Genomic DNA, 23,102 nt, shown 5'->3' with positions numbered 1-23,102 from the left:
AACCGTTGAGCCAATGAAAATAAAGCAACGAGCTTGGGAAATCATCCCAAACTCGCTTGCCATTTATTTGTAGTAAAAAACTACGCTTGCTTCTATTTATTTTCTAACCATGTTTTTGCTTCTGTCAATGCGTCTGAGATACCAGCTGGGTTTTTTCCACCTGCTTGCGCCATATCTGGACGACCACCGCCACCACCGCCAACTTTCGGTGCGATTGCTTTGATCAAATCGCCAGCTTTTAAACCTGCTTCATTTGCTTCAGGCGTCATTGCTGCTAACAAGCTGACTTTACCTTCTTGTTCGTTTGCCAAGACAAGAATATCTGAAACTGCTTTTTGTTTCCATTGATCGGCTAATTGACGTAATTGATTTATGTCTTTTACTTTAACTTGTGCAGTGATGATCGTTTTACCATTGATCGTCTCTGCATTTTTGAAAATATCTCCTGCTTGTTGGTTGGCTAACTTACTTGCCAATTGTTCATTTTCTTTTTGTAGTTCTCTTAATTGTTGTTGCAATTGTTCTGCTTTAGCTACGACTTCTTTCAATTGTGGTGATTTCACGATTGCCGCAACTTCTTTTAGTTGTTGTTCTTCGCTTTCCAACAATTCATAAGCTTCTTTACTTGTCACCGCTTCGATCCGACGAACCCCTGCACCGATCCCTGATTCAGAAACGATTTTAAAGATTCCGATGTTTTCGGTATTACCAACATGCGTACCACCACATAACTCGATCGACCAACCGCCGATATTGACCACGCGGACTTCGTTGCCATATTTTTCGCCAAACAATGCCATTGCGCCCATATTTTTCGCTGTATCGATGTCTGTTTCGATCGTTTCAACAGGAATGGCTTCCCAGATTTTTTCGTTTACGATTTGTTCCATTTTCGCTAATTCTTCACTTGTGATTTGACCAAAATGTGTGAAGTCAAAACGCAAATGACCTGGTGCAACCAATGAACCTGCTTGGTTGGCATGATCGCCTAATACTTCTTTTAATGCTTTGTGCAATAAGTGAGTAGCCGTATGGTTTTTGATGATTCGGTTACGTCTTGGTTCATCAATCAATAAATGATAGGTGTTTCCTTCTTTGATCTCAGAAAGGACTTCTACTTTATGCAAGAATTGTCCATTTGGTGCTTTACGAACATCAGTCACATTTGCTACTGTTTCACCAGAGGCATCAATGATCCAACCTTGATCGGCTACTTGTCCACCCATTTCAGCATAAAATGGTGTTTGATCAAAGATCAATTGCGCTTCCCCATCCGATAGTTCACTGACGATTGTTTCGTCTTGGACGATCACTAGTAATTCACTGTCAGATTCAATATGGTCATAACCGATGAATGTGCTATCTACTTTGATATCTGTCAATAAAGCAGATTGAACACCCATAGATGTTTCTGTATTACGAGCCGCACGCGCGCGATCACGTTGCGCCTGCATTTCTGTTTCAAAGCCTGCGTGATCGACATTCAATCCTTCATCTTCCGCCACTTCTTCTGTCAATTCAACTGGGAATCCATACGTATCGTAAAGTTTAAAGATATCTTTTCCGGCAAGCGTTGTTCCGTTTGCTTGTTTTACCTCTTTGATCACTTGGTTCAAGATCTCAAGCCCTTCGTTGATCGTTTCATTGAAACGTTCTTCTTCCATACGAACGACTTTTTCGATGAATTCTTTTTGTTCCAAAACTTCAGGGTAGTAGCTCTCCATGATTTCGCCAACAACAGGCACTAAACGGTATAAGAAAGCTTGCTCGATCCCTAATTTTTTCCCGTGCATGACTGCTCGACGTAACAAACGACGCAAGACATAGCCACGACCTTCATTTGAAGGCAATGCCCCGTCACCGATTGCAAAGGATAATGCTCGGATATGGTCAGCGATTACTTTATATGAAATATCAGTTAAGGCATCCTCACCGTATTTTACTTTGTTGCTCAATTGCTCAACTGCATGGATGATCGGCATAAATAAATCTGTTTCAAAGTTGGTTGGTGCATCTTGAACGATTGAAACCATTCGTTCCAAGCCCATGCCCGTATCAATGTTTTTATGTGGAAGAGGTTCAAACGTATTATCTGGTTTGTGGTTGAACTCTGAAAATACTAAGTTCCAGATTTCAAGATAACGTTCATTTTCGCCACCAGGGTAGTTTTCAGGATCATCTTCTTCCAAGTCATTATAGGCTTCGCCACGATCATAAAAAATCTCTGTATCTGGCCCACATGGTCCAGCACCGATATCCCAAAAGTTATCTTCTACATCCACGATATGGTCAAGAGATAATCCTACTTCTTCGTGCCAGATACGTTTTGCTTCTGTATCTTTTGGATAAACAGTGACATATAATTTCTCAGGATCAAACGCCATCCATTTTGGACTTGTTAAAAATTCCCATGCCCAGTGGATTGCCTCTTCTTTGAAATAATCGCCGATCGAGAAGTTCCCTAACATTTCAAACATCGTATGATGACGTGCAGTTTTCCCTACATTTTCGATGTCGTTCGTACGAATCGATTTTTGCGCATTCGTGATTCTTGGATTGTCTGGTACAACAGATCCATCAAAATATTTCTTTAGTGTCGCCACTCCTGAGTTGATCCATAATAAGGTTGGATCATTGACCGGTACTAGTGAAGCACTAGGTTCGATCGTATGTCCTTTTTCTTGGAAAAAGTCTAAAAACATTTGACGTACTTCTGCACTGCTTAATTTTTTCATTGTTTTACCTTCTTTCTACATAATAAACGACAAAAAACACCATTACAGCCAAGGACGAAAACTCGCGGTACCACCTTGATTGCAATGATGTTTACTCATTACCTCTTAAACTCGTTAACGCTGAGTCGCGTTGATATTTCTATCAAATTGAAAAAGGGAGCAGTTTGAACAGTGACTATTCTTTTTTCAGCCGAGAAAGAATTTTCTGTGAGTCAGTCTAAAACAAACTATGTCCTTTTTGTACTTTATCAGTATACGTATTCTTAGCGATGCTGTCAATCCTACTTTTTGATTTTTCATTGTTTGCGGTCTACGTTTTCCTTGCTATAATCAAAAAAGAACCCTAGGGAGGCAAAACAATGGAAACGTATTTTGGAACCGAAGAATGGATAAAAGCCAGCAGTTACGTTTTACGTTATGACGTATTCGTGTTAGAGCAAGAAATACCTGCTCATTTAGAATTTGACGGTAAGGATGCCTATTACCCAAACCTTGTCATGATCCATAACGAACAGCCAATTGCTACCTTACGTTACCAAAAACAAAGTGACGAACAAATCCAATTTGATCGTTTTTGTGTCGCAAAAGATTGGCGCAAACGTGGGATTGGCAGAGAAATGCTTCAATTGGCAGAAAAGCGAGCACTAAATGAAGCATTCAAAGAAATTTATTTGATTGCAGAAATTCCCGCCGTTCCTTTCTACGAAAAGCAGGGCTATCAGAGTTTTTCAGACCCACTGATCGAAGACGGCATTCTTTGTCAACAGATGCGAAAACAGCTCTCCTAATATCAACTGTTTAATCAAAAAAATCAGCCCCAAAACCCAAAATAGATTTCCTATTTAGGTTTTTGGGGCTAAAAGTCAAGGGCAGCGTGATTCGCTCATGACTGCTCTTATTGGTTGGAATTCTTTTTATTTTTTCTGGCTGTACGCGTTTGTTGACGTCTTTCGATCTTGCGGTCTTTTTTATTTTTCTCCGCAATCGCCCAGTCGATTTTTTTCTTGTAACCAGGTTTGATTTTTTTCTTTTTCTTTTTGACTAAACCAATCAGCGTTGGGTCAAGACTATCTTTTGATTTTTCACGTTTCGTCCGACGGTTACGGTCATAGGTTTTAACGATTTCACCATTTTTGATTTCCATTGGCTCAAAAACAACACCGATTTTTTCGATGCCTTCGATCAATGGCTCATCACTTGGTGCATATAAAGTGATCGCGGTTCCTTTTAAGCCATTTCTACCAGTACGACCGACACGGTGGATAAAGAAATCTAGATCTTCTGGAACCTCCGCATTGATGACATGAGAAACGCCTTCGATATCGATACCACGAGCAGCTAAGTCTGTCGCAACTACATATTGATACTCTAAGTTTTGCACTTGACGCATCACACGCTTACGCTCACGAGGAGTGATATCTCCATGGATCTTCGCTACTTTCAAGCCTTGGTTTTTCAAGTAATCAGCGATTTCGTCTACATGTTGTTTCGTATTTGCAAAGACAATTGCTAAATAAGGATGCCCGATCGTCAATAATTGATAGATCGTTTGATTCTTATCCTTTCCTTTTGTTGAAACTAACCAATTCTCGATATCTTCTGAGATCACTGCTTTTGGTTTGATTTCTTCGATGATTGGATTTTCCATATATTTACGCAAGAATGGGCGTAGTTTTTCTGGAATCGTTGCTGAGAAAACTAAAAATTGTAATTTTTCTGGCAAGCGGCTAGCGATTTGATCAACTTCATTCAAGAATCCCATATCTAAGGTCATATCTGCTTCATCCACGATGAACGCAAAGGCTGTATGGATCTTTAAAGCTTGCTCATTCATCATGTCAAGGATACGCCCTGGTGTACCGACAACGATTTGCGGTTGTTGGTGATTCAAGCGATTTAATTGACGTTGTTTGTCTGTTCCGCCGACAAAATTCGATACGCGAATCTCCGGATCGGAAAACTTAGCGATTTGAACAGCAGCTTCATAGATCTGCGTCGCCAGTTCACGACTTGGTGCTGTGATCACCACTTGGACTTCTTCTTTATTGGCATTGATTTTTTGAAATAGAGGCAAAAGAAACGTATGCGTTTTTCCTGAACCAGTTTGTGATTGTCCGATGATATTTTTCCCTTTTAAAATCAAAGGAATCAATCGTTCTTGCACTTCTGTTGGTTGTTGGAACCCTTTTTCTGCTAACGCTTCGTTGATAAACGGATGAAAATTGAATTGTTTAAAATGACTCATTTCGACACCTCTTCTCTTTGTATTTTTCACGACTTTGGAATTATACCATAAATTTGCTTATTTTGCTTGAAAAGGTCAGGCTTTTCTATCTTTGATCGTACTGATCGTATAAGTATGACTCGCTTTCTCATAGAATAAAACTCTCTTTTTGCGAATAAAAGATAAGAATAGATTCAGGCCGAAGATGAACTGTGCAACCAAGGTACATAAGAAAATGAATACTGCACTCATCTGTGTGACACCAGTCGCTTGATTGATGACTGGACCAACTAATTGGCTCAACCAGCCTAGCCCATAAAATAAGAAATAGAGATACGCATATCGAATGAACAATGCACGAAATCTGATTCGTTCCCTCCCATCTTCAACAAGCTTGATCCGGACGATTTTTTTCCCAAGTGTTCGACCATTTGTAAAGACAGGAAGAAGCATGAAATAGAGAAAGACTTGCACGAACAACCACCAACTATAGGAGGTGAACTCGCTACTTCCAATCGACAATCCGGCAACCACTCCGATGATCGACGTACAAATAGATAAGAAAAACCAATCGATCAAATAGGCAACCAGACGGCGTGTCAAAGAGACTGTCTTGCCTTTTTCATAAGATACTTCATCCATTCTCGCTCTTGTTGGCAACATAAACGTAAAGATTGGCGTCACAAGATAGCCAAGCATTCCGCCAAATGTATTGGTCAGTAAATCATTGACATCGAATAATCGATACGGACGTGGATAGATAAAGTAAAGACCGGTTAATTGTGTAAACTCAAAAAATAGGGAGAGACAGAAACTTGCAATGACCGTTTTGACGAAGGATAGTCGGAAATAATACCTTAAATAGATGCCAAAAGGTAAGAGTAAAAAGACATTGAATAATGGCTCTAAAAAAACACTTTGTCGCATCGCAGATAAATAGGTACTCGGATCGGACAACACGAGGACTGTATTCGCTCTGAAGTTCTCCCAAGACGCAAATAGGTGTAATTCCATTTTTGGACCTGTCATTTTCGCAACAGCTTCCTTAGTAGGTAAAGGTAAAATCACTAAAAAGCAAGCACATAATAGATAAAAGACAAATGAATATAAAATGACCGCTCTAGTTAGGAGAAACGTTCCATACTTTCGGTATTCATAAATAAAAAAGATAGCAGAAATCGCCAATGCAAGAAAAGGAAAGACAATCAACGCAAAACGAATCGGCTCGATATAACTTGCCATAAAACAAAAAGACCTCCTTTGAATACAGTTATCTTAGCAATATTGGTGAAAAGAATGCAAGTAATGACTAAATTATTTTTAAATTCCTATCAATTGAAGTATGATTATTATGAGGAGGCGATTCATTTTGCTTAATATTTATTTTGTATTTGGTGTTCCAGCATTTTTACTTATTCTCTATTTAGTCTTTGCATTGATTCGTAAGCGGACATCGATCCATTACTTAGGCTTTATTCTATTGATCATCGCAGGCTTTATGCTTGTTTTCAACTTACAGACATGGCAACAAGCAGTCTCTGAGCTTTCACATTCTTCAAGTGCAGAACTTTCTGCAGAACTTGGCTATTCTGTCTATTTGATCTGGGTACCGATTGGAATTGCTACTTTATTATTTTTGTTGAATATCTTCCGAGCATTGTTAAGGATCAAGCAAATTCGAAAAAACAAATAGAAAGACGAGATCGAAACAGAAGTGTTTAACCTCAAAAAATAAGGCGTCATCCACGAAAATTGTTTTTCAACTTTTTGTGGATGACGCCTTATTTTACGAAGAACTTCCTTCTGTTCCCGCCGTTTATTTGATTTTAGATGACGCGAGAGGACGAATGGCTCAGACGTATCTATTTAATTATCGGTTACGCCAGATTTGTGCATCTAGTGAATCATCGCCGACAAACCATTCTTTGTAGAACTCCTCTAGAAATTCACGCATGAACACTTCACGTCGTTTTGCTTCTTGTTTCGCGTACCCCGTATTCATTTGATCTGGCAATAACAACAATTTTTCATAAAAATGATTGATGACTGTCGAGCCTTTACGATAATCTTGTTTGTTCGTATAATTGATTGTCTGGATGGCTGGGTCAAAAATCGGATGCCCCTTATGTCCTCCATAATATGCCGTACGTAAGATACCCATCGCACCTAACGCCTCTAAGCGATCTGCATCCTGTACGATCTTGCCTTCTAAGGACAATTCGACGTTATCAGACAAACTTTTTGAAAAAGACATATTTTCGATGATATGAAAGATTTGATGAATCTCTGATTCTGCAACTCCGATGTTTGCCAAAAAGACTCTGAGTCCTTCTTTCGCTTGCTCTTCATCTTCAACCACTTTATCATCAATCGTATCGTGTAGATATGCCGCTGCCAGCGTGATAAAAGGATTGGCTTGCGGTAGTGTCTCAAGGACTTGTCGGGAAAGTTCGACTACTCGATTCGTATGGTCCACACCATGTCCTGAACGATCCAAAGCCAATTGTGCCATGCTGTAGTTAGCAATTTCATTTAATTTATCCACTGCCGCTTTCACCTTCTATTTGAGAATTTTTTAGACTTCTTCAACACCATAAACGCTAAAGTAAAGTTTTCGCATAAAATCGATCAAGTACTGCGGATTCAATGCTTCTCCTGTCGCCTCTTGAATCAATTGATTTGGTTTTCTTGATGCGCCGTACTGATGGATTTTTTCTGTCATCCACTCTTTGATCGGTGAGTAATCATCAGAAGCCAAAATCTCATCAACAGCGATATCTTTTTTCATTGCATGTAATAATTGTGCAGCATACATGAATCCTAACGCATAAGATGGGAAGTAACCAAAACTTGCACCTGACCAATGGACATCTTGTAAGATTCCTTCTAAATCGTTTGTTGGACGGATACCTAAATACTCTTCATATTTTTGGTTCCATACTTCTGGTAATTTCTCAACTTCTAACCCTTCATTGAACATCATTTTTTCGATCTCATAACGTATAATGATGTGTAATGGATACGTCAAACTGTCTGCTTCGATCCGAATCAAGCTTGCTTTTGTATACTGTAATGAACGATAGAAATCATCAAAAGAAATATCATCAAAGGTTCCTTCAGCACACTCTTGGAAGAATGGGTACTGCTTTTCCCAGAAACTGCGGTTGCTGCCGACAATGATTTCATTGAAAAGTGATTGCGACTCATGGATGCCCATCGAAGTACCTTCACCAACTGGTGTATACATATATTTTTCATCAATATTTTGTTCATACATCCCGTGTCCGGCTTCATGGATCACTCCAAACGTTGCCATTTTGAAGTCCTCTTCATTCCAACGTGTCGTGATGCGGACATCATTACGATTGATCCCGATCATAAATGGATGGATCGTGTCATCTAAGCGACCTCTAGAAAAATCATACCCTAACTGTTTGATCACACCGACTACAAAACGTTTTTGTTGTTCCTTCGTCATTTTACGTGAAAGAAAATCTGTCTCCGGTGCTGTTCCTTTTTCGACTAAGGCTTGACGGATGGACATAATACCTTCTTTGACTTGATCAAATACTTGATCTAAGATCTCTACGGTCATGCCTGGTTCATATTGATTCAACAGCACATCATAGTCTGTTTTCTCCTCTTTACGCCAATATGGAATCAATTGTTTTGTGATCTTGATGTTTTCAGATAACGCGGATTCAAAATCACCAAATTGTTTTGATTCACGCGATTCTTGCCATTTTGTGTGGGCTTTAGAAGTCGCAGAAGTTAAAGCAATCATCAATTCTTCCGGTACTTTATGCTCTAATTCATAGTCTTCTTTGACTTTCTCAAAAACCGTTTTTCCAAGTTCAGACAATTCGTCAGGGTGCGCAGAGAAGTATTCGATTGCTTCTGCGATTTTCGGTCCGACTTTTTTTGAGAAATATAGCCCATATAAATAACTGTTGACTTCACTGCGTTCTTCACTTGATTTTTCTGGCATGCCTGTTTGGATATCCCAGTCCAATACTGTTAACGCTTGACTCATTAAATCGATTTCTTTGACTTCTTTCAAAAATTCCTTTTCATTCATCCAAAAATCCTCCAACTTATCCTAGTTATCATTTATCCAATAGTTATCGCTCACTTACTTTTACGACATTTCCTTTGCGTTGATTAATTCAAACCGTTCAACAGCAAGGGGGATCTCTTCATAAAATTCTTTTCCAATTTGGGGCAGTAACTCCCTAAAAAATTTTTTATGAACTTTATACCAGTAATCATAGCTCAAATCACCCTCACCCTCAGCACGGGCAATTTCTTCTGTTACTTCATTCATTGGCATTACCGTCATATCTGTATATTTTATGATGCCTACAGGTTCGTCTTTACTATTTAAAACAATGGTATAACTGCCGATTTTAGACAACGGGGCTTCATCGTAATACAGGCATTCATCGTATGATGAACATGACGCCGTTTTGATCCCCTTTAAAATCAAGTCCGCCAATTCATCTGCCATCGGTGTCCCTTCCCACCCCCACTGCTCTGCCGTAACATTTGTTGGAGGGAATTCACCTTGCCAAAATTCTTTCCAATACTTTTTTGCTTGTTCATTCATTTTGAATTCCTCCAAAAATCATAGGGTCAAAGGTCTTAAAGTCCCAACCATGGTTTTTAGGTGTCCATACTTATATCCTAGTTATTCGTTTTCAGTCCGTTCTTTTCTTGGTGGCCGAGTTCCCCAATATTGGAACAGATCTGTGCGCAATGCACCATTGTATAATTTACGTTTTTTTGTTGCTTTTTGTCCGTAAAATTCTTCAAATGCTAAATCACTTGTCAAGATGTACTTACTCCACGTTTTCAATGGTCGGAAGACCTCACCCATTTCTTTGTAGAGACGACGAACAGACTCTTCTTCACCTAAGCGTTCACCATAAGGGGGATTAGCAACGATCACGCCGTATTCTTTTTCCGTTTTGAAGTCCTTCACTGCCCGTTGTTGGAAAGTGATGGAATCTCCTAAACCGATCTCTTCCGCATTGGCTCTGGCGATACCGATCAATTGACCATTGATATCAGACCCAGTGATATCTAATTCGATATCATAATCTGCCTGTTCTTCTGCTGCTGCACGAACTTTTTCCATGATAGCCGGATCGAACCAATCCCACGTCTCACACACAAATTCACGATTGAAACCAGGGGCGATATTATGACCGATCAGTGCAGCTTCGATACACAGTGTTCCTGAACCACAAACGGGATCATAAAACGGACGATCTTTTCGCCAGTTCGTCAACATCACTAAAGCTGCTGCCATATTTTCTTTTAATGGGGCACCACCTTTTTCTAAGCGATAACCGCGTTTGAACAAACTTGGACCAGTTGTATCAAGGGTCACTAACACATGATCTTTCAGTAAAGCAACTTCTAGTTGGAAATGTGCACCGGTTTCTGTCAATGGCACAGTAGACGGACGATGATAATACGTACGTAGTCTTTCAACAATTGCTTTCTTAGTGATGGCTTGACAGTCTGGTGTACTATAAAGCGTCGATTTGATTGATTTTCCTGCAACCGGGAAAGAGGCGTCTAATGGAAGGTAATCTTCCCATGGTAACGCTTTGACTTGCTCGAACAATTCATCAAACGTACGGGCATCAAATTCACCCACGACGATCTTGATACGATCTGCTGTACGTAACCATAGATTGGTTGTAGCAATCGTTTCCATCGTCCCTTTGAAACGCGCACGACCATTTTCGACTTGGCACTCGATGCCAAGATCTCTAAGTTCTTTTCCTACTAATGCTTCTAGCCCACTTGCCGCTGTCGCTATTAAATTGAATTCTCTATTTTTATCCATTGTATTCTCCTTATCAATCAAAAAAGAGGCATGATGATCTTCGTCCTCTATAATCAAACAAATGGTGTGGCAGAAGCAGCCCTTAGAAATTAAGCAACAACACCCAAAAATACGATAAGCTATTTTCGTATGTTGCTGCTTAATTCTTGGAGCTGTGCGCTTCCGTCACACCCTCTTCTAAATCCCCTACATCCGATCTTTTCTATGTGAAAAGGCTTGACGTAGGAAAAAGCTATTGTTAGTACTGATTTTGTAGGCTGTTATTCGCCTAACGATTTATTCCCTGAAGATGTGGTTTTCTATAAGCCATGTTCTGTACTTTGTTTTTCCAGGGAGAAAAAACAAAGCGGTAACCATCTATCTGCAGATCAACTGCCCTTTTGTCTCGTTCTGATTCCCCGACAAAAAGCGCCCCTACCGTTGTTTGGGTTGCTCGCTCGAGGGGTTTACCGCGTTCCACCGAACAAGTTTCCTCGTTCGCTTCGTCACTGTGGCACTTTCAAGGATACTGAAGCATAGCCGAAACCTTAGCTTGTTTTCCTGCCGTTACTCTAAAAAGAGTACCTTAGCTTATTTTTTCGCTAAGCACGAACACTACAGGCATCACAGCCTGTGCGAGCATGGACTTTCCTCAGTCTGGTCAAAGCCAGACCGCGATTACCCGAAAACCACAAATCGATTCATTGCTTAAAACTGACGTGTTGCTTCGTTGTCATCTTCGTTTGTTGTTGTATAGTTGTTTGGATTAGGTGTTACTGGTGGAACATTTCCTGCTTGTGCATCTAATTTTTTACCAAATACTTCACGTTCAAGATTTGATAGACGTTTTAAAATATCAAAATTTGTTACTGCCGCACTTTTCGGAGTTTCTGTTTGTTGTGCACGACTTGGAGCTGCTCCTTGGTTTTTCGATAATTGAGCGACTTTTGCACTTAATTTATCGTTTTCTTCTTGTAAAGCAAGGAGTTGTTTGCTGTAATTCTCATAATCTTTGATAATATTGTCTAAGAATTCGTCCACTTCGATCGGATCATATCCGCGCATTTTTGTTTTGAATTCTTGTTGTAAAATGTCTTTAGGACTATAAATCAAATTCGCCATATTTACACCTCTAGTTCTCATTTACGTATTAACGTTTCTACTTTTTTATTGTATCGGAAAAGACTTGATAAATCAAACACTATATTATTTTATTCACTAAAATTTTGCAAATCATCCATGCTGACGGTTCGAATCTCATAAGGATGACTCCCTTGATATTTTTGTGCATCCTTAAAAAAATAGTCTGTTTTTCCAGGATATTCTGGATCATAAATCAATAGGGTCCCGTCTGTGTGTTGTAGAATAAATTGGGTATGATTCCTTAGTTGACTTGGTGATTGATAGGGTTGATGACTCACCGACTCACGATAGTCAGAAAGCTGTTCTACCAGTCTTTTCTTTTCCTGATTGTTCTCATTCCAACCATTGCCAAACTCTGCAAACGGATAAATGATCCCAAGCTTCAATTCTGGATAATCCGTCTTCATTTCAGCGACGACTTCACCTGCCCATAATTCGACACCTAAGTTACCGCTGATGATCACCCATTCCAATCCTTCTTCCACTAATTGAGTCAATTCATTTTTTAAAACTTTTTTAATAACTGTCATTTTAGGGTCATTATCTTTGAATATGCCTAATTCAAAACTGCGATAACCAGAGATATACATTACTTTTATTGTATCCATTCCAGTTTCCTTTTCTTTCTCTGTGCTTTTTTGCTATAATGTGGCCTAGGAGAGTGATTCGATCATGGTTTTACGCTATCCAAATGGCCGTCCTTATATCAAGGATGCCTCGTCCAAAGAAAAAAAACAAGTAAAAAGGAACCCAAATACGGAGTTTGGCAATCGCGGGATGCGATTTGAAGAAGCCATCAATGAAAGCAACGAGTATTACCTGGCACATCAAATGGCCGTTATCCATAAAAAGCCAACACCGGTTCAAATCGTAAAAGTTGACTACCCTCGACGTAGTGCCGCTGTCATTAAAGAAGCTTATTTTACACAAGCTTCCACAACTGATTATAACGGTGTCTATCGAGGTTTCTATTTGGATTTTGAAGCAAAAGAGACAAAAAACAAAACTTCATTTCCATTTAAAAATTTTCATCCCCATCAAATCTCACATATGGAAGCTTGTCAAAAACAAGGAGGAATCTGTTTTGTCCTTTTATGGTTTTCTACCTTACAGCGTTGTTTTTATTTAGATAGTACACATTTAATCCACTATTGGCACGAACAACAGACACAAGGAAGAAAATCCTTGCCGCTTTCATTGATCGAAGAATTAGGAATCGAGATTCCAAGTGGCTTTGCCCCTCGTGTTCCATACTTGCAAGCAATCGACCAGTACTTAGAATCTAATGAAGGAGAACCAAAGAATGCCAACTAATCAAACGAGATCTTCTAAAAGAAGCACCTCCTCTTCTTCTCCAAAGAAAAGAGGAAAACAATCAACGAAAAAAGGCACTGGAAAAGATCGAAAAGGATTGATCACACGTATTCTTTTAATTGGTCTTTCCTTGATCTGTGTCGCTTTTCTCGCAGGGGTCGGACTTTTTTGGTTTTATGCCAAAGATGCTCCTGCTTTGACCGACGAAAAACTGGATGCAACAGTTTCGTCAAAACTTTATACAAAAGATGGCGAGTTGTTTGAGGATCTAGGGGCGGAAAAAAGAGAGAAAATTTCTGCCAACGAACTGCCAAAGACACTTGAAGATGCCATCGTTTCAGTCGAAGACCGAAGATTTTACAAACATATCGGTGTCGACCCTGTTCGGATCATCGGTGCCGCATTATCCAACTTTACATCTGGCGGCTTACAGGGTGGTAGTACGTTGACTCAGCAGCTGATCAAGCTCTCTTTCTTCTCAACTAGTACCGAAGACCAAACAATCAGACGTAAAGCCCAAGAAGCTTGGATGGCTGTCAGACTGGAACAAACGAAATCAAAACAAGAGATATTGACCTATTATGTCAATAAAGTCTATATGTCTAACGGTCTTTATGGCATGGAAACAGCGGCTCAATCTTACTTTGGAAAAACATTAAGCGAATTGAATTTACCGCAAACCGCGCTTTTAGCAGGAATGCCTCAAGCACCGTCAGCTTATGATCCTTACCAGTTTCCAGAGCAAGCAAAAAAACGTCGTGACACTGTCTTGTACACGATGCTCCAAAACGAAAAAATCTCTCAAACAGAGTACAATACAGCGATCAACACACCGATCACGGATGGTTTACAAGAATTAACCCAAGAAGACACTAATACACGGATCGTCGACAATTATGTCAAAGAGGTCATCAATGAAGTCCATGCTAAAACAGACAAGAATGTCTATACCGATGGCTTAGATATTTATACGAACTTAGACTTGAATGCCCAAAAACACTTATATGATGTAGTGAATACAGATCAATACGTTGCATATCCAGATGATCAAATGCAAGTTGCCACTACGTTGATCGATGTCAATACTGGACAAGTCACCGCGCAGATCGGTGGAAGAAACATTCCGGATGATGTCGCTTTAGGTAATAACTTGGCTGTTAATACCTCTCGTGACTTTGGTTCAACCATGAAACCGATCACTGACTACGCGCCAGCATTTGAAGAATTGAACTATTCTACTGGCAAATTGATCGCCGATGCACCTTACAATTATGAAGGAACTTCTATTCCTGTTTCGAACTGGGACAACCGTTACATGGGAATGGTCACCTTGCGCCAAGCGTTATACCTTTCAAGAAACGTCCCGGCAGTCAAGCTCTTCAATGAAGTTGGCGCAGATAAAGTCGCAGAATTCTTGAGTAGCTTAGGGATCGAATATAGCACGATCCATCAGTCAAATGCGATTTCAAGTAATACTGAACAACAAGATGGTACAAAATACGGTGCTTCTTCTGAAAAAATGGCCGCAGCATACGCTGCCTTAGCAAACGGTGGCACTTACTATAAACCACAATACGTTAATCGGATCGTTTTCCAAGATGGCACTGAAGAAACGTTTGAACCAGAAGGAACGAGAGCGATGTCTGAAGAAACAGCGTATATGGTTACTGACATCTTGAAAGATACGATTACTCGCGGAACTGGTACGAATGCCGCAATCCCAGGGTTGATTCAAGCAGGTAAAACAGGAACATCTAATTATACGGACGAGGAATATGCTAAGTTAGGTACCTCAACGGGCGTTTATCCAGATATTTTATTTGCTGGTTACACACCGAATTATGCAATTTCTGTGTGGACGGGATACAATGATAAAATGACTCCGATCACTTCCACTGGAACAGATGTAGCTTCAGATGTTTATCGCGAATTGATGAAATTTGTCTCCGCAAATGTGACAAATACGGATTGGACGATGCCTAGCGGACTGTACCGTTCTGGTGGTGAATTATTCTTTAGAAATGCATCATCATCTGGCAATTCAAACGCTACGGTGCCTTCAACGACGATTCCTTCTTCATCTGCGGTCGTCCCTGTAACTCCTGTTCCAGACTCTTCAACTAGTGAAACTGTTCCTGAGACTTCTACAAGCTCAACGACTGAACCTAGTAGCTCTGAACAGTCGACACCACCAAGTAGTGAACCAACTGAACCAAGTAGTGTGCCTTCTACAGAACCACCAGCCTCTTCTAGCGAGGAAGCACCACCTGAATCCTCTGCTACGCCATCAAGCTCTGAAGATACAAATGCTGCTGGCGGTGACAGCGGGACACGAACTGCACCTTCTACTCGAGCTTCGTCAAGAAACAGTAGTGATTGACCAATAGAAAAAAGCCATCCTCTGCGGATGGCTTTTTTGTTTACTCGTTTTCTGTTATTTTTCAATGATCATTGCCCTACTAGCTTGATCATTTAAAGTATTCAATAGGATATTTTTGTTTCCTACAAAACAAAAATACTCCCCCAGAAATTCCAATCAATAGATAGCCTAAGAAAACGATTCGTTGATTTACTACTGTTCCAGTTTCCGGTAGATTTTTTTGAGTGATCGCAGAAAGATCAGCGACTAGTGTCTGATGCTTATTTGTTTCTTTTGTTTCTTCAACAGTCGATCCAATCGTACCAGATACTCTGATATTGTGAGTGGATTGCACCTCTTCTGCCTTAACTAGGGTTGAAAAGGATAAGCTGATAATAAGAAGTATGTGTAGTACCGATAAAATTTGCCATTTTTTACTTCTAGACTTCCTCATCTTACTATCTGATAGTAGATTTTCCATTTACTTTAATCCTCTACTGCAAAATTTAATACTAGTTTAAAACTCGGATTACTTTCTACGGAAGCATTTTTCGGTGCCGCATCCCCACTAAATCGGAAGTTACCAACCGTATGATTCCCCTCATTACCAGATAAGGTGAATAAAGGCGTAGCTGCAACTGTCGAAACTCCGTCTTTAAATAATTCGATCGTATTGATCATTAGTCGATCCACTTCGCTCATTTCTTTGACTTCTGTCACATTTGAAACGGAAGCTCGCACACTTAGCGCAGAATGGTTCGTCACGTGATAAGCCGGAGAAGTAATCTTTTTATGCTCAGATTCTTCTGTTGTCCGGAAAATAGCTGTCGTCGGTAGGGTCACATTGATCCATTGATCGAGATTTTCTGGATTTGGACCAGGCTTTGTATTATCAAATTCACCGATGATCCCCTTTATAGTGATATCTCCAGAAGTTGCGCCTTCTCGCCCATCGATGGTTTGGACTGGACTAGCAAAAGCGGTAATTCCACTAATACATACTCCTGTAATTGTTAGAATGCTTAATACTAATTTTGTTGCTTTTTTCATTTAGGTAGCCTCACTTAAATTGGATTAATTTTTTATCAATATGCTAATTTCTGCTTCGGTTACGCCTTGTTTTTCTTTGGTTTCTGGATCATAGATACTGACTGTCGCTGTTGCAGGATATTCTCCTTTTTCTAAAGGTCGCTTCAAATACACCTCTTCAATCAATTGATTGGGATAAATCGCGCCAGAAGAATAAATCACTTCTTTCGTATCATTGATCGTGATATCGACCGCAATCGGATAAACATTCGTGCCAGGATTGACGATTTCGAACGATCCACGACTTCTGCCATTTTCGAAAACTGCTTCTGGGTTGATCTGCAAGGTGAAATAATTTGCATCTGCTAGTTCTTGCGCACGCTCAGAAATCCGTAGATCACTCGCATCACCGATTTCAGGTAACAAATCCGCGCTGATAACTGGAGTGGGTCCTTCGTGACTAAACCAATACCAACTAGCAACAGCCATCACCATTAAAAAAACAAACAATAATAAGACGCCGTTCTTCCGTCGTTTCTTTTGTTGATTCCTTCGTTTTGTTTTACTCATTGTTTGAACGTCTCCTAGTTATTATCATTCTTTTATCTCGTACATTTATGCCCTCTATCTGGGAACAAATCGTAAAATCATACGATAGGTAGGAACGAATGAATCTTGATAATAACCCCCTTGTTCATTGTCACTTTCCGAGATCCACTTAGGATAGGGCCCATAAAATCGACCGGTCAAATGGAAAGGGACACTTGAGTATGGTGCAACTTGTGCCAAGCGTTGTTCACTTCTTCGTCCATATAAAGAAATTTTGGTTTCATTAGACATCAACTGTAATTCCAATAGTGGTTGTTTGATATCAGAGAAGTTTTTCGGTTGTCCTTCTTGCAATGGCGCGTGATCTAAAGGATTTTCATCCTCCCTTAACAAGGTGACCCCTGCATCATCTTCAATAATGAACTGATTTACATACGTATCAACAGAAAGATCTGAATGATTACGGATCTCGTAATCTGGACTAACAAATTCACGATTAGTTTCCTCGCCTTGGTAGAGGGATTCGAACACCATTTTCGTCGGTATGGAAACTTTTAGATGATGGATCTTCGAATTAACATCAATGCCTATTGTAAATTGATAGGCTTTGTTCCCTACTTGAAATGTAGCGAAATACGTGCCATCGTCCACTTCATCCTTGGTTAAATCTGTAGCCACGATTTTAATTTCCTGACTGCGATCGTCCTGTGTCAAAACATCGTGTGCTGTTGCCTGACTTTCCTTCAGAATCAATTCATGGAGTTCTGCTTGACTGGTTAATGCCTCTAACTTCTTACGCTCCAAAGTGAAGTGATTTGCAGTGTAGTCGAGACCTTTGATTACCTTTTTGTCAATCGTCAAATCACCAGTTGTTTCGACGGATGGTTTAGCAACAGTGAGCGTTACCTCTGTGTCTGTTGCTAAACGCTCATTTTCTGCTAAGGGTATCTCAAACTGTCGAATCCGTTGATCTGCATCTTGGTAATCTCCCCACTTGATCCTCGGTGATTCTTTAGTTACAGTGACCGTTTGTCCCGCTGTATTTTGATAGGTGATCGTTCGATTATCCGTTACTTCTGTCATCCAGCCAGTGATTGCTGTTGATTGGTCACTTAATGGCTCTAATGCTGCCACTAATTCTTCCGGACGAGAACGCTCCCATACATAAGTTCCTGGATGATTTCCGTCATAATTTGCCATAAATTCGTTTGAATTCTCAAACGCGATGGTTCGAACTGAACTATCCAAACTTTCTTCAAGCACCCATCGTCCTGTATACTCCGCTGTAGGAACGATATTTCGTAAGCTGGTATTTCCGATAACTGATTCTTCTCCTAATTTAAGGGATGAAAGTCTTGATGCAAGATAGAACATGCCACTGATATTTTTATTTCTTGTGTCCCAATTGCTCAAATCTAATTCAGCTAGCGAAGAGGAAGACATAAATAAATTGCTCATGCTAGAAACCTTACCAACATTCCATTGACTAACATCTATATCAACAAGGTTGGATGTCCACGCAAATGCATGAGTCAACGTTGTCACATTTGACACATCCCATTGACTGACATCTAGCTTTCTTAAATTGGTCATCCAAGCAAATGTGTGACTCATGCTAGTTACATTAGACACATCCCATTGACTAATATCTAGCTCTTTTAGCGCCAAAGTATGGGCAAACATCTCATCCATATTCGTTACCTTAGATGTATTAAAATTCCCTACACCTTCAATACTTTCTAACTGTCTTGCTCCGTTAAAAAGAGATGCGCTATTTTCCGGTAAAAATACCTCGTTGGTGACAATGATCGTTTCAACTTCGGAATGGCTTTTCCATGGCGCTTCTGGGACCGATCCACCGATTCCACCATACAAATGGATCGTTTTCGTTGCCTCGTCATATTCCCAAGGGACAGTTCCCCATAACTGCTGGTTCTTCCGATAAGTATAGGTGACTATTTGCTCAACATTCGTGAAAACCCCTGTTGCATTTTCCGGTGCAACAAGCAATTCCCACCCTTCGATTTCTTTTGCTTCTGTACGATATGCTTCTCCGCTAAATCCCGTTAAAATATCGCTTTGAGATATCTCATTACCCTCTTCGTCCACATACCTTACGACGACACTGCCTTGTTGCAAGCGTTCATAATTGGCTTGAACGCTCACAGGTCCAGTACCCATTCGTAAACTGGTATTCGCAAGATTACTGTTTGTAATCGTCGCTCCGTTTTGGGTTAGAAACTGCCAATTGACAAACCGATATCCGACAGCTGGATTCGCATTCAAATTGATGGTTGCTCCTTGGGCAGCGGATGAAGCTGAAACCGTAGGATTTCCACCAATCGTTGGATTGGCCTGCACACTCACACTATGAGTGATTTGTTCATAGACTGCTCGAATGGACGAATCTCCTGCCCCCATCGTAATGAATGTACTTTGACTCGTTCGGTTTGCGATAGTCGTGTTTCCAGAAACAAGTTCCCATTGAACAAAGCGATATCCATTCGAAACGTTGGCATGGATCGTGGTCGTTTCACCTTGTGCCAGTATTGTTTGATCCGCTCTTGGATTTCCTCCAGCATTTGGAGAAGATTGGAAAGTTAAATTGTAAACCCTCTCATATATTGCTCGTATCGTTATCGTCTCATGCACTGGTGGTCCTATAGGGCCATCAGTAGAGATAGTAAGACTTGTTGTTTCTGCATTTAGATTGCCTATCGAAGCATTCCATCCGTTGATTAGCTCCCATCGAACAAAACGAAACCCTTGGTTCGGATTTGCACTGATAGTGTATAATAAATCTCCCCCTGGCGGAGTTATATGAGGTATATAACTAGGTCTACCACCTTCTGAAGGGCTTGTTTCAAATGTGATTGTTGCATTTCTCTCTACTCCTAAACTTGGATCATTTTGGCTTTCGGGTGCAAGTTCACTAGTTTCTGATCCATAGGCAAAATGAAAAGGTAGATGGGTCAAAAGAATTACTAATACAGTCATTAAGATGATTATTTTTTTACTATTTATTTTGCTTTTCATTGGTACTCCTTAACTTTTAGCTGTTGCAACAAGCGAATATTCTTTCTTTGTTAGAGTTCTTATAAATTAACAACGTGACTATTCATCAGACAATTAATCATTGATATCTCTAATCGATAAAATTTTTAGCGATTAGAGATACTTTTTTTATGCGCGTTGCTCTTTAGGGGAAGAACTACGCAATTTCTCTGAACTTTTACGTTGCATGATTTCTGCTGATTTGTTTACGCTTGCTTCCATTTTGTTTTGTAGCTTACTGGGACCGGCGATATTTGTCGCTAAGGAAGGTGTTAATGTTTTTTGCGTCAGTCTTCGTTGCTTCACTTCATGAGACGTCCCCGTGCGATCACTCACATTGAATAAAGCCTCTGCCTTTGAATAATCGCCTTTCATGGCTAGTAATCGAGCTTTTTGTGCGATATTTAAGTCATTTTTCAATTCACTGATCTGATTTTTTAATTGACGATATTTTGCGCGGTTAAAAATATACTTACTAAAAAAATTGATTCGCTGTTTTTTACTTTGTAATTCGGTTAATTCATTTTGTTTCGTGATGACTTTCATACTGTATTTCTCTAAACTATGATTTTTTATAATTGTTTCTTTTAATTCATGGATGTTTTCAAAAACGGAATGAGTATCTCGATAGTATCCTTGATTTTCTTTCCAGTTTTCAATGAAATTACCAAGTGCTAATTCACTTTGTGTTTGATGTTGTTTAAACCTGCCATAAAAATCCGAATCCTTGAAACTAGCATCCATCTTCAAGTCATATCTTTTTTTATGCATTGCGATTTTATCACCTAACTCATTGATATTTTTTTCATCTTTTGCTGAATCATACTGAAATTTATATTGATCAAAAAAAACAGATAATTTTTCAAATTGATCGTCAAGTTCATGATGGATCATTTTTTTGGCTTGTTTTAAATCTGCTTGAACGATTGGTGCCGTCTCTTTCATTTGGTTAGATACGTCTATTCTTTTTGTCGATTTACTACCCTGATCTGATTTAAGTCTTTCTGCTTCTCTTTCTTGAATCAACTGTGCTTTCTCCGCTTCATATTGTTCATAGCGAGGATCACTCAAATCTTTGAGGCGGTCTATTTGGGCTTGTTTCCGTGAGATTTTTTCCGTTAATTGCTCAATCTTCTCAGGGTCTGATTTTACCTCAGTAGCTATAGAGGTACTAGATGTAGCGGTTGACTGTCTTTCATTCTGTGCAGTGATTTGTTGTCGCAGCTTATTTCTCTCTGCTACTAAGCGATCATATTCAGGATCATTGATATCTTTTATACGTGCAATTTTTTGGTTTAATTTTGCGAGTTGTGCATCCATTATCATTCCCACTTTCTTAAAGAAATCCTTTATCTGTCTTTGCGAAATTATTTATGAACAAAATGACTTATTTCCTATTTTTTATTTTTCTTTAGTAACGAACGTTTGAATCCCTCTGACGATCGAACACTCTCCAAATAAACGCGTTCTTGCTCTCTCTTGTTTTCTTCTATCCTTTTCATTGTTTGGATTCGCTTAGTTTCGCGGCCGATTCTTCGTTGTTCATCACTCATACGCTCATGTTCCATTCTTTCTCCTCCAATCAGGATGGTTCAAATTGATCATGAAAATTCCTTATGATCTTTGCAATGATGGTCTTCTTGTTAACTGATTATTTTTTGATAATTGATTGATTTTATTACTTTTACTGATCGCCTCTTTTTTTACTGTAGCAAAACTTAATTTTTTGACTTTAGCAACGGATTGTTGTTTTACCGCTTTTTCTGACTTGACTTCGGCTGATTTAATTCTTCGTTGTGAAGATGTAGCTCCGATTCCGAGTGTTTTTATACTCTTTAATAGATCAAACTTCATGAAGTTCGCTCCTAATTTGTATAAAAACTGAAAAAGATTCCGATTGGTTTTTGTTGCGATATTTTTTACAACAGGCGCTTTTTCTTTCGTAGCTTCCAGCTTGACAGGTTGTTTTTTAGTTGCCTTTGTCGTGTTAGCAGATGCTTCTAAAGGTGATTGCTCTTTTTCTTTCTTTTTTGTGATTCTATTTTTGATCATCTTCGTCACCTTGACGACAAATCTTCCTAAATATTTTAGTCCCATAAAACCATATTTAGGTGTTTTCAACGATGTTTTTTGCAGCGATTTTACCTCTGGATCAGGCTGTTCATTGGTGATCATTAAATTCCTCCTTTAAGCCAATGATTGGTATCATTTGTTTTTACATTTAGTTCGCTTGTTTAGTTGTTTCCAAAAGACAAATGCAACGATTGACGTCCCTCCTACAGTTAAGGAAATTCCTGCTTGACTATTCAATCTTGGTAGCGAACGCTTCTCTTCTTTTCTTCTGATTGCGACCCCATCATTCTTTTTAGTTGAAGTTTTTTTGTCAGTTGTTTGGTCCACCGGTTTTGTTTCAGGGTGCTTTTCCTTATTATCATTAGGTTTGTCTTCCTCTGGTATCGGCTGCTCCTCATTTCTAACATAGATGAAATTTATCTCTTGCTCCTCATCTGTAAATACACCTGTAGGTTGGCCGATGGTTTCTTTCACTTCCCAACCAGCTATTTGCATTGGCTCCGCCTTAAAAGCTTCTCCCCAACGTCCAAGTAGAATGTCCATTCGATTTTTTTCAGGTGCTTCCTCAAAAATGTGGTTGACGACTACTTGACCGCCAACTTTACGCTCGTATTGGATCGTTACCGTTTGTGCTTGTTCCGTCACTGTCACTTGTGGCAATTCACCTTTTACTCGCCAACCGGATTCCGTTCTAGGTGTCAACTCAAAGCGATCGCCCACATTTCCTACGTCTGTGAATCGCTCACTGCTATTCATAGTCGGATCACCGATATATTCGTGGTTCAC

21 protein-coding genes and 1 other RNA gene are annotated in these 23,102 nt (G+C 39.7%); 4 read left to right on the top strand and 18 right to left on the bottom strand.

The window, feature by feature from the left end; all coding sequences use genetic code 11:
* Positions 1–92 precede the first annotated feature (92 nt).
* On the bottom strand, positions 93–2,735 hold the full coding sequence (alaS, locus tag ACH0AK_RS04795; RefSeq protein WP_023519610.1) for an alanine--tRNA ligase: 2,643 nt from the start codon (positions 2,733–2,735) through the stop codon (positions 93–95).
* A 359-nt stretch (positions 2,736–3,094) separates the two neighbouring features.
* On the opposite strand from alaS, the gene ACH0AK_RS04790 reads away from it, so the two are divergent.
* On the top strand, positions 3,095–3,523 hold the full coding sequence (locus tag ACH0AK_RS04790) for a GNAT family N-acetyltransferase (RefSeq protein ID WP_010735537.1): 429 nt from the start codon (positions 3,095–3,097) through the stop codon (positions 3,521–3,523).
* A 107-nt stretch (positions 3,524–3,630) separates the two neighbouring features.
* Here ACH0AK_RS04790 and ACH0AK_RS04785 read toward each other — a convergent pair whose 3' ends face one another.
* Together ACH0AK_RS04785 and ACH0AK_RS04780 are read right to left on the bottom strand one after the other, a co-directional pair.
* Complete coding sequence (locus ACH0AK_RS04785) at positions 3,631–4,980, bottom strand: DEAD/DEAH box helicase (RefSeq protein WP_010735538.1); 1,350 nt, start codon at positions 4,978–4,980, stop codon at positions 3,631–3,633.
* A gap of 75 nt (positions 4,981–5,055) precedes the next feature.
* The gene (locus tag ACH0AK_RS04780) at positions 5,056–6,201 is read right to left on the bottom strand and encodes a VanZ family protein (RefSeq protein ID WP_499796754.1); all 1,146 of its coding nucleotides are present in this window, start codon (positions 6,199–6,201) and stop codon (positions 5,056–5,058) included.
* 127 nt (positions 6,202–6,328) lie between these two features.
* On the opposite strand from ACH0AK_RS04780, the gene ACH0AK_RS04775 reads away from it, so the two are divergent.
* Complete coding sequence (locus tag ACH0AK_RS04775; protein WP_010735540.1) at positions 6,329–6,652, top strand: hypothetical protein; 324 nt, start codon at positions 6,329–6,331, stop codon at positions 6,650–6,652.
* A gap of 177 nt (positions 6,653–6,829) precedes the next feature.
* Here ACH0AK_RS04775 and ACH0AK_RS04770 read toward each other — a convergent pair whose 3' ends face one another.
* From ACH0AK_RS04770 to ACH0AK_RS04740, 7 genes are all read right to left on the bottom strand, one after another.
* A complete protein-coding gene (locus tag ACH0AK_RS04770; protein WP_023519608.1) occupies positions 6,830–7,504 on the bottom strand; it encodes an HD domain-containing protein in 675 nt (224 codons plus the stop codon).
* A 30-nt stretch (positions 7,505–7,534) separates the two neighbouring features.
* On the bottom strand, positions 7,535–9,037 hold the full coding sequence (locus ACH0AK_RS04765; RefSeq protein WP_023519607.1) for a carboxypeptidase M32: 1,503 nt from the start codon (positions 9,035–9,037) through the stop codon (positions 7,535–7,537).
* Positions 9,038–9,097: 60 nt separating this feature from the next.
* Entirely contained in the window at positions 9,098–9,565 is a 468-nt protein-coding gene (locus ACH0AK_RS04760; protein ID WP_023519606.1) for an ASCH domain-containing protein, read from the bottom strand.
* A gap of 81 nt (positions 9,566–9,646) precedes the next feature.
* Complete coding sequence (locus tag ACH0AK_RS04755) at positions 9,647–10,816, bottom strand: THUMP domain-containing class I SAM-dependent RNA methyltransferase (RefSeq protein ID WP_010735544.1); 1,170 nt, start codon at positions 10,814–10,816, stop codon at positions 9,647–9,649.
* Positions 10,817–11,113: 297 nt separating this feature from the next.
* An RNA gene (gene rnpB, locus ACH0AK_RS04750) (RNase P RNA component class B) lies at positions 11,114–11,485 on the bottom strand.
* Positions 11,486–11,503: 18 nt separating this feature from the next.
* Complete coding sequence (gpsB, locus tag ACH0AK_RS04745; RefSeq protein WP_023519604.1) at positions 11,504–11,917, bottom strand: cell division regulator GpsB; 414 nt, start codon at positions 11,915–11,917, stop codon at positions 11,504–11,506.
* 89 nt (positions 11,918–12,006) lie between these two features.
* Positions 12,007–12,546 (bottom strand): SLOG family protein, encoded by a 540-nt coding sequence (locus tag ACH0AK_RS04740; RefSeq protein WP_010735546.1) that lies wholly within the window; start codon positions 12,544–12,546, stop codon positions 12,007–12,009.
* A 64-nt stretch (positions 12,547–12,610) separates the two neighbouring features.
* Here ACH0AK_RS04740 and recU point away from each other — a divergent pair, with 64 nt between their 5' ends.
* Together recU and ACH0AK_RS04730 are read left to right on the top strand one after the other, a co-directional pair.
* Positions 12,611–13,252 (top strand): Holliday junction resolvase RecU, encoded by a 642-nt coding sequence (gene recU / locus ACH0AK_RS04735; RefSeq protein WP_010735547.1) that lies wholly within the window; start codon positions 12,611–12,613, stop codon positions 13,250–13,252.
* Positions 13,242–15,632, top strand: coding sequence for a PBP1A family penicillin-binding protein (locus ACH0AK_RS04730; RefSeq protein ID WP_023519603.1), 2,391 nt, complete (start codon positions 13,242–13,244; stop codon positions 15,630–15,632). Before recU ends, ACH0AK_RS04730 begins: the two co-directional genes overlap by 11 nt.
* An 88-nt stretch (positions 15,633–15,720) precedes the next feature.
* Here the strand turns inward: ACH0AK_RS04730 and ACH0AK_RS04725 are convergent, their stop codons facing one another.
* The 8 genes from ACH0AK_RS04725 to ACH0AK_RS04690 form a co-directional block, all read right to left on the bottom strand.
* The gene (locus ACH0AK_RS04725; RefSeq protein ID WP_023519602.1) at positions 15,721–16,092 is read right to left on the bottom strand and encodes a hypothetical protein; all 372 of its coding nucleotides are present in this window, start codon (positions 16,090–16,092) and stop codon (positions 15,721–15,723) included.
* A gap of 5 nt (positions 16,093–16,097) precedes the next feature.
* The gene (locus tag ACH0AK_RS04720; protein WP_023519601.1) at positions 16,098–16,661 is read right to left on the bottom strand and encodes a hypothetical protein; all 564 of its coding nucleotides are present in this window, start codon (positions 16,659–16,661) and stop codon (positions 16,098–16,100) included.
* A 24-nt stretch (positions 16,662–16,685) separates the two neighbouring features.
* Positions 16,686–17,135, bottom strand: coding sequence for a hypothetical protein (locus ACH0AK_RS04715; protein WP_404852097.1), 450 nt, complete (start codon positions 17,133–17,135; stop codon positions 16,686–16,688).
* Between the two features lie 129 nt (positions 17,136–17,264).
* The gene (locus ACH0AK_RS04710) at positions 17,265–20,225 is read right to left on the bottom strand and encodes a BspA family leucine-rich repeat surface protein (protein ID WP_226076610.1); all 2,961 of its coding nucleotides are present in this window, start codon (positions 20,223–20,225) and stop codon (positions 17,265–17,267) included.
* Between the two features lie 147 nt (positions 20,226–20,372).
* On the bottom strand, positions 20,373–21,563 hold the full coding sequence (locus tag ACH0AK_RS04705) for a hypothetical protein (RefSeq protein WP_153829872.1): 1,191 nt from the start codon (positions 21,561–21,563) through the stop codon (positions 20,373–20,375).
* A gap of 74 nt (positions 21,564–21,637) precedes the next feature.
* A complete protein-coding gene (locus ACH0AK_RS04700) occupies positions 21,638–21,811 on the bottom strand; it encodes a hypothetical protein (RefSeq protein ID WP_023519596.1) in 174 nt (57 codons plus the stop codon).
* 46 nt (positions 21,812–21,857) lie between these two features.
* Complete coding sequence (locus tag ACH0AK_RS04695) at positions 21,858–22,418, bottom strand: hypothetical protein (protein WP_023519595.1); 561 nt, start codon at positions 22,416–22,418, stop codon at positions 21,858–21,860.
* Positions 22,419–22,448: 30 nt separating this feature from the next.
* Positions 22,449–23,102, bottom strand: a 654-nt coding sequence (locus ACH0AK_RS04690; protein ID WP_499796753.1) for a MucBP domain-containing protein, incomplete at its 5' end; no start/stop codon positions are given.

It is taken from the genome of Enterococcus pernyi (assembly GCF_045371165.1).
Classification (GTDB): Bacteria; Bacillota; Bacilli; order Lactobacillales; family Enterococcaceae; genus Enterococcus_B; species Enterococcus_B pernyi.
Note: the sequence above shows the minus strand (reverse complement) of the source record. Positions and strands in the feature narration are given on the sequence as shown.